Annotated in this window: 4 protein-coding genes and 1 pseudogene; 3 read left to right on the top strand and 2 right to left on the bottom strand. The window is 41.3% G+C overall.

What is annotated here, in order from left to right:
* The first annotated feature begins 33 nt into the window (after positions 1–33).
* Positions 34–2,205 carry an EF-hand domain-containing protein gene (locus tag IM475_RS16040; protein ID WP_287728236.1) on the top strand — a complete coding sequence of 724 codons (2,172 nt, stop codon included), beginning with the start codon at positions 34–36 and terminating at the stop codon, positions 2,203–2,205.
* 470 nt (positions 2,206–2,675) lie between these two features.
* Here the strand turns inward: IM475_RS16040 and IM475_RS16045 are convergent, their stop codons facing one another.
* Complete coding sequence (locus IM475_RS16045) at positions 2,676–3,827, bottom strand: DNA-methyltransferase (RefSeq protein ID WP_287728237.1); 1,152 nt, start codon at positions 3,825–3,827, stop codon at positions 2,676–2,678.
* An 84-nt stretch (positions 3,828–3,911) separates the two neighbouring features.
* A complete protein-coding gene (locus tag IM475_RS16050) occupies positions 3,912–5,183 on the bottom strand; it encodes a dihydroorotase (RefSeq protein WP_287728239.1) in 1,272 nt (423 codons plus the stop codon).
* Positions 5,184–5,358: 175 nt separating this feature from the next.
* On the opposite strand from IM475_RS16050, the gene IM475_RS16055 reads away from it, so the two are divergent.
* Both IM475_RS16055 and IM475_RS16060 read left to right on the top strand, forming a co-directional pair.
* Entirely contained in the window at positions 5,359–6,627 is a 1,269-nt protein-coding gene (locus IM475_RS16055) for a DNA methyltransferase (RefSeq protein ID WP_287728240.1), read from the top strand.
* A gap of 180 nt (positions 6,628–6,807) precedes the next feature.
* Positions 6,808–7,050, top strand: a pseudogene (locus IM475_RS16060) (Uma2 family endonuclease); the annotation flags it as partial.

Below are 7,050 nucleotides of genomic sequence, written 5' to 3' on the forward strand. Positions count from 1 at the left end.
TTAAAAGTCTCTTCTCCGTCACTACTTAGACCTATGTTTGCACAAATTCCCGAACGATCAATGCACTATCTGCGATGGGTTGTTACCATCGCTTGGTTAATTCTGATATTTTCTCTGTTTTTTGACCCTATTTCGGCAAAATTAACCGATCCTAAGAATTTTGCTAGTCCCCTGAGAGTTGATCCCGATGTGTGCATTAAAGTCCAGGGAGTTTGCCTACCCCAATCCTCCTATCAGTTAGGTGCGCCGATTTTTTGGGGAATAGTGGTTCCTAGTGGCATTTTTATCTTATTAGTATTCGGTCACGAACTCTGGCGGCGTATTTGTCCTTTATCCTTTCTTTCTCAAATACCACGCGCTTTGGGTAAACAGCGTCAGAAAAAACAGACCGATAAATCGGGGAAAGTCCGATCTGAAATCTATAAAGTGCCGAAAAACTCTTGGTTAGCTCGGAATTATCTCTATCTACAATTAAGTCTGTTATTGTTGGGTTTATGCGGACGGATTCTCTTTTATAATTCCGATCGCTTAGTCTTGGGTAGCTTTTTAATCTTTACTATTCTAGCGGCGATCTTTGTGGGTTACTGGTATGGGGGCAAATCTTGGTGTAACTATTTCTGTCCCATGAGTCCGGTTCAAAGGATTTACGGTGAACCGAGGGGTTTACTGAATAGTACCGCTCACGAAGACAGTCGCGGTGGCATTACTCAATCTATGTGTCGTATTGTCCATGAAGATGGTAGCGAACAAAGTGCCTGTGTTGCCTGTCAGAGTCCCTGTATCGATATCGATGCGGAAAGGTCCTATTGGGAGGGGATTAATAACAGCGATCGCCAATGGCTTTATTACGGTTATTTTGGCTTAGTTTTTGGCTATTTTATCTATTATTACCTTTATGCTGGCAATTGGGACTATTATTTCTCTGGAGCTTGGGCGCACGACGAAAATCAACTAGAATCCCTCTTTAAACCGGGTTTTTATCTTGCCGGTCAGGCAATTGCGATTCCGAAGTTGGTAGCTGTTCCCTTAACTTTGGCAATCTGCACTTTTTTGGGTTACTTTCTCGGTAAAAAAGTTGAAAATGCCTATAAAGTCTATAGAATCCGTAAAAAGTCGCCTTTAACTACGGAAATTATCCGTCATCGAGTCTTTACCGTCGGAACTTTTCTGATTTTCAATTTCTTCTTTATTTTCGCTGGTCGTCCTTTTATTAATCTTTTGCCAAAATTTTGGCATTATTTCGCTAGTATTTTACTGGCGGTTTTGAGTAGTTTATGGTTATATCGCACTTGGATGCGGGATCCCAGTCGTTACCAACGGGAAGGACTAGCGGGAAGATTGCGTAAACAGTTGGGTAAACTGGGTCTCGATACAGCTAAATATCTCGATGGGCGATCGCTGGAAGCTTTGCACGCGGATGAGGTGTATGTATTGGCCAAGATACTGCCAGATTTCACCCACCAGAAGCGTTTAAAAGCCTATAAAGCCGTGTTAAAAGAGGCTTTGGAGGAGGGATATACTGACTTCGGCCACAGCCTCGAAATCCTCCAACAAATGCGCTTAGAGTTGACGATTACCGAGGCGGAACATCAGGCAATTCTAACAGAGTTGGGTGTGGAATCGGCCGAACTTCTCGATCCGGAAAAGCAGTATAGTCGCGAGGATTGGTTACGTTTGCAGAGTTATCGCGATGCTTTGTTGGAAAGTCTGTTGGTGACTTGGAAAAAAGACCCTGATCGCAAGGTGGGGTCGGAATTGCTGGAAGTGTTAACCGGTAAGAGTTCCAGGGAGGCGATCGAGCATTTATTGACGGAATTGCCGGCCGCGGAAACGGGAACTGTCGAGTCTTTGCGTCGGGAGTACGGAGTTACTGGTCAGGAGGAGGAAACGATTCTCCATCGTCCTCTGGCCCATCAATTATGGCAAAATATCGCCCGCGCTTTTCAGGTCTTCGATCGTCTATCTTTTAGTAGTGACAGCGATCGTGATCAACAGGAAAGAATTTTATTGGAAAGATTCCAGCTATTCGATAGTGATAGCTCTGGACAAATTAGTCTTGAGGAGTTAAAAGCTTGTCTTCAGGCGATCGAACCGGGGGTGACAGACAAGGAAATCGAAGCTATGTTACAACAGGCCGATACAAGTCGCGATAATCAGATTAGTTTTCCGGAATTTCGCGATCTACTCCACCAATTCCATAAATAAACTGTCGGCAACTATTGCGTCGGTCATGAATTCCAAGACATTAGGATTCTGATAGCAAATTATACCAATTCTCCAAAGTCTGACTACAGAAGTTTAATCCCCCTAAATCCCCCTTAAAAAGGGTGACTTAAATTCGATGTGTAGTTTTCATTTAGAGAAATGGTATTAAATTGTATTCAGTGCAAATAGAGAATCAAGTTAGCTGTCACCTTGATGGTGGGAGCTTTTTCTTTTTTTAGCCAATACAGTGCTTCTGTTCCCCCCTAAAAGGTTACGGTTAATTAGTTGGGCTGAAAGATTAAGTAGCTGGTTATAATTAAATTAAAAATGGATTTTAGGTTCGATCCCCCCTGAGTCCCCCCTTGATAAGGGGGGTGCCGATCCCCCCTGCCCCCCTTGATAAGGGGGGTGCCGATAGGCGGGGGGATCCCCCTTAATAAGGGGGGCATCTGATAATTTTTAACGCCTACCTACTTAAGCCAAATAATTGAATCTAAATCAATCTGATTGCCTTCAGTAAGTAGCTTTCGTATCAGTTCAATATAATTAAAATTACTCTCGAATAAAACAAAACGTCTATCTAAAGAAGCGGCCGCTAGTCCCACGGTTCCTGAACCAGCAAAGGGGTCTAAAACCACATCACCTTTAAAAGAGTAATAATTAATCACTTTTTCTGCCAATTCTACGGGAAAAGCGGCGGGATGTTTTGAGTTAGTGACTGGGTTAATCTTCCAAACATTAGTGCGTTCATAACCATCGGCAATTTTTGAGGCTTTTACTACTTCTTGATCGGGATGATTGCGAATATGCCAATCGATGAGTAAATCTGTGTGTTTACGATAGACTAAAACGTATTCAGTCACCGGCACGGTTTTGTATTGGAGAGGGTTTCGATCGGCGGCAAATCTGCGCCCTCTACCAGTTGCCCACCCTGCTCCCTCTGGTTTTAGCCAAATAATATCATCAATAAAGTCGTAACCTTCTTCAATAAAAATTCGATGCAAATCAAAGGGAACAGCAATACGTTTAGAAGCTTGATTACGCGAAGCGCGACGCAACAGCACGGGAGAAATATTAATGACAAAAAAACGTCCTTCACTCAAAACTCGATGACATTTTCTGATCACCTGTCGCAGCTTCAATAGATAGCTTTCGTATTCTTCAAATTCCGAATATTCCGGACGAGCATTAAAATAGGGTGGTGAGGTAAAGATTAAATCAACACTTTCTGCGGGCATTTCCTCTAAAAGTTCGCTACAATCACCAAATCCGATGGTATTTCTCAGAGAGGAAAGCTTATATTCTTTTTTAGTTTTCTTGGGGGTTTCTAATTTAGATTCATCCTGTTTTAACAGACGAGCGATAATAATTTCAGTCCGGGTTGTCCTATCGGCTAAAATTTCGGTGGTGTAGGCATCGATCACCACTTCCCCAACGGTTTTTTTCTGTTCATTACATAAAGGAACTCGCCAAATATGATATCTGTCATCCACTTCTGGTAAACCTAATTTAATCGCATTAACTAAATTTATTTCCCGCAACCAATTAAGGACAATTTCTTTAGCTTCTGCCACCGTGCGAAGCAGATAACCGCGCTTGTCCGATACCAGTTCTTTTTCCATGTCATTACTCTAGTTCTCTCTAGAATTCTAGCTGATTATTATCCAAAAAACTAGGAGAGTCTCAAGATAGAAATTGGCCACCTTTTAAAAATTCCACATTTCTAACACTTTTCCTGTAATTGTTTGATTTAACCAGAAAGTATTATGACTGAGGGAGTGAAGATTATTTGCTGTTACTTTCCAGCTTGCTTGGGGATGAAAAAGAATTGCTTCTGCGGGATTACCGGGGTTGAGAGATGCCGGTTTTTGTTGTAAACAATGACAGGGATTGAGACTAAGCGCTTGCCACAATTGTAAAGCTGATAATTGTCCGGTTATTACTAATTTTTCCCAGAGTAGCGGTAAAGCTAATTCTAACCCGATCGCGCCGGGGGGTGCTTCTGCAAAAGAGACGGTTTTTTCTTCGTAGGTATAGGGACGATGATCGATCGCGATTGCATCGATAATTCCCTCCTTAATTGCCGCAATTAACGCCTTGCGATCGCTTTCGTTGCCCAAGGGTGGAGCGAGGTGTAAACTGGGATGATAGCTGGCGATCGATCCTGTATTTAAGAGGAGATGCAACCACGTCACACTAGCGGTTATCGGCAATCCCCGCATTTTTGCCTCGCGAATTAATTCCACTCCTCGACGGGTAGAAATTCGCATTAGGTGAACAGGTGTATTAATTTCGCCGACGATTTCTAAAATTGTGGCTAAAGCAGTGGTTTCAGAAATAGCAGGATCTCCGGGTAAACCTAAGCGAATCGAGGTTTCTCCCTCACGCATGACTCCATTACCCTTTAATTGCTGATTTACCGGGGAAAGGGCGATATTTTTACCGAAGGGTTTTAGGTATTCCAATAAGTGCCGCAACAGTCCCAAATCTTCCAGTCCGCGATTATCGGTAAAACCCACCGCTACAGGCATTAAATCGGCTAATTCGGTCATTTTTTGCCCTTGTCTTCCTAGGGTGAGACTTGCCCAAAAATGCAGACGAGTCGATTTTGAGTCAAAAAACTCTTGACTTTTTTGCTGTAATGTGCTAATGATTGCGGGGTGATCGAGGGGGGGGAGAGTATTGGGGAGAATTGCCAACCGGGTGCAGCCTCCGGCCGTGGCCGCTTTGAGCAAAGATGCGAGGGTTTCTCGGTCTTCGTGGCCAGGTTCCCCAGAATGACTGTAGAGATCGACTAATCCGGGGGCAAAAATACAGTTTTGACCGGAAATATAGTTACTATTTTCTCTTGGGGGAAGCTGAGATTCGATCGCTTTAATTACCCCCTCCTCAATCCAGACATCGGCAATGCGATCGGTTTGTGTCAGGGGGTCAAGGACTCTAACCTGTTCTATAATTGTCGAGGATTGGCTATTCACGCAGACTAATTAAAACGTCATTTTTTCCTCTGGCAGTATATCACGTTAAGTAAAAAGTAAAAAAGCTGAGTTGTCGGTTAGCTTGGGGGACGATAAGTTAGAATATTGATCGACTACGGTTTTAATCTTTATTTTAATTGGCCGATCCATCCTAGGGAGAATTGATAGCCGAATCATGCAGTTAGAACTTTTTACTTTTAATCATCTCGAAGAATTTAATCGGGGAACCCCGCGATTAGTTTCGTTTCGAGATTTAGTGCCAGAAATCACCAGCACCAGTTATCTAACCCATGGCATCTATTATTATCCTGCCAAATTTATTCCCCAAGTGGTGAGATTTTGTCTTGATAATTACAGTAAAAAGGATGATTGGATTATCGATCCTTTTGCGGGTTCAGGTACGGTGGGTTTAGAGGCTAAACTTTGTCAAAGAAATGCGGTTTTAACTGACCTGAATTATCTTTTAAACCATATTATACCGATTAAGATTACAGAACACCAAGAACCATTGAGTTACTCGGAGTTAGATAAAAAAATCTTAGAAGTTTTTGCCAGCAAGGATAAATTTATCCCTCAGTGGTCAAATTTAAACTATTGGTATCCAGAGGAGATTTTAGCAGTTTTGCAGAAACTTTGGGCAGGTCAAAAAAGTCTAGAACCTGATTTGTATTCCCAGATCATTCAAGCGGTTTTAGTGAAAGTTAGTAAACAGTTTTCCTATGCAGAACATACCAAACCTAAATTATTTCAATCGAAATACAAAAAATCAGATATACAAGAACTATTACAAAGAGATTGGCAAGAGGAATTAAAACGAACGATTAAAGAGATGAGTTTTGAAACTTTAACCAGCGTCAATCAATATATTACCGTAACTTGGCGCAATTATAATCGGGTGCTTTTTTATGGAGGAGTAGATAGTGCCACTTTTGAGATCGATCAAAATCTAGAGTTAGATTGTTTAATTAGTTCACCCCCCTATCTGCAAGCACAGGAATATATCAGAACAGCAAAACTAGATTTATATTGGTTAGGATATACAGAAAAAGAAGTACAAAAAATATCTAAGCTAGAAATTCCCTACCGACAGGCTACCAGATTAATCGAAACTGAAACCTTAAATCGAGTGAGATCAAGTTTAGAAAAAGAGAATTTACATAAAATACTCGATTCCTACTTTTGTCACACCATCAACGCTTTAGAAAATGCCACCAGAAAATTAAAACAAGCTGGCAAAGCTTGCATTTTTGTCGGTAATCCAAAAGTGGATGGAGTGGAAGTAGAAACTTGGCGAATATTAAAGGAATATTTTCAGGAAAATGGCTTTATTTTTAATACCGTCTTTGAGGATAGAATTAAAACCAGACAATTATTCAAATCTCGCAAGAATAAAAATCCTGATGGCATGAAATCCGAATATTTACTAATTTTAGAGAAAAGGTAGGTCTAGTTTAGTCAAATCGAATAGAAAAAATATCAACAACTTCCCAAAAATAGCACTGATTCGCAAGGTTAAAACATCGATAAATCTACAGTGAAATAGCTAAAGGCTGAGGACTGATTGCTAACTGCTGTAACAAATTTAGTTTATAATTAATTATCAACCTATCTCTGTTGGAAAACCATGACTATCGCTCAAAGCTTACCCCTAGTCGAGTCTCATGTCAACCCTGAGATAATCTTCCCAGAAGGCGAATTTTGGAGTGATGAACCACCCTTGGAAAGCAACCTACATCTACAACAAATTATTTTATTAATTCAGTGTTTAGAATGGTGGTGGCGCGAGCGAGAAGATTATTTTGCCGCCGGCAATTTAACCATTTATTACAGTCCTAACCAGAAAAAGTCAGAATTCTGCCGTGGTCCT

The organism is Microcystis sp. M061S2, from assembly GCF_020245605.1.
Lineage (GTDB): Bacteria > Cyanobacteriota > Cyanobacteriia > Cyanobacteriales > Microcystaceae > Microcystis.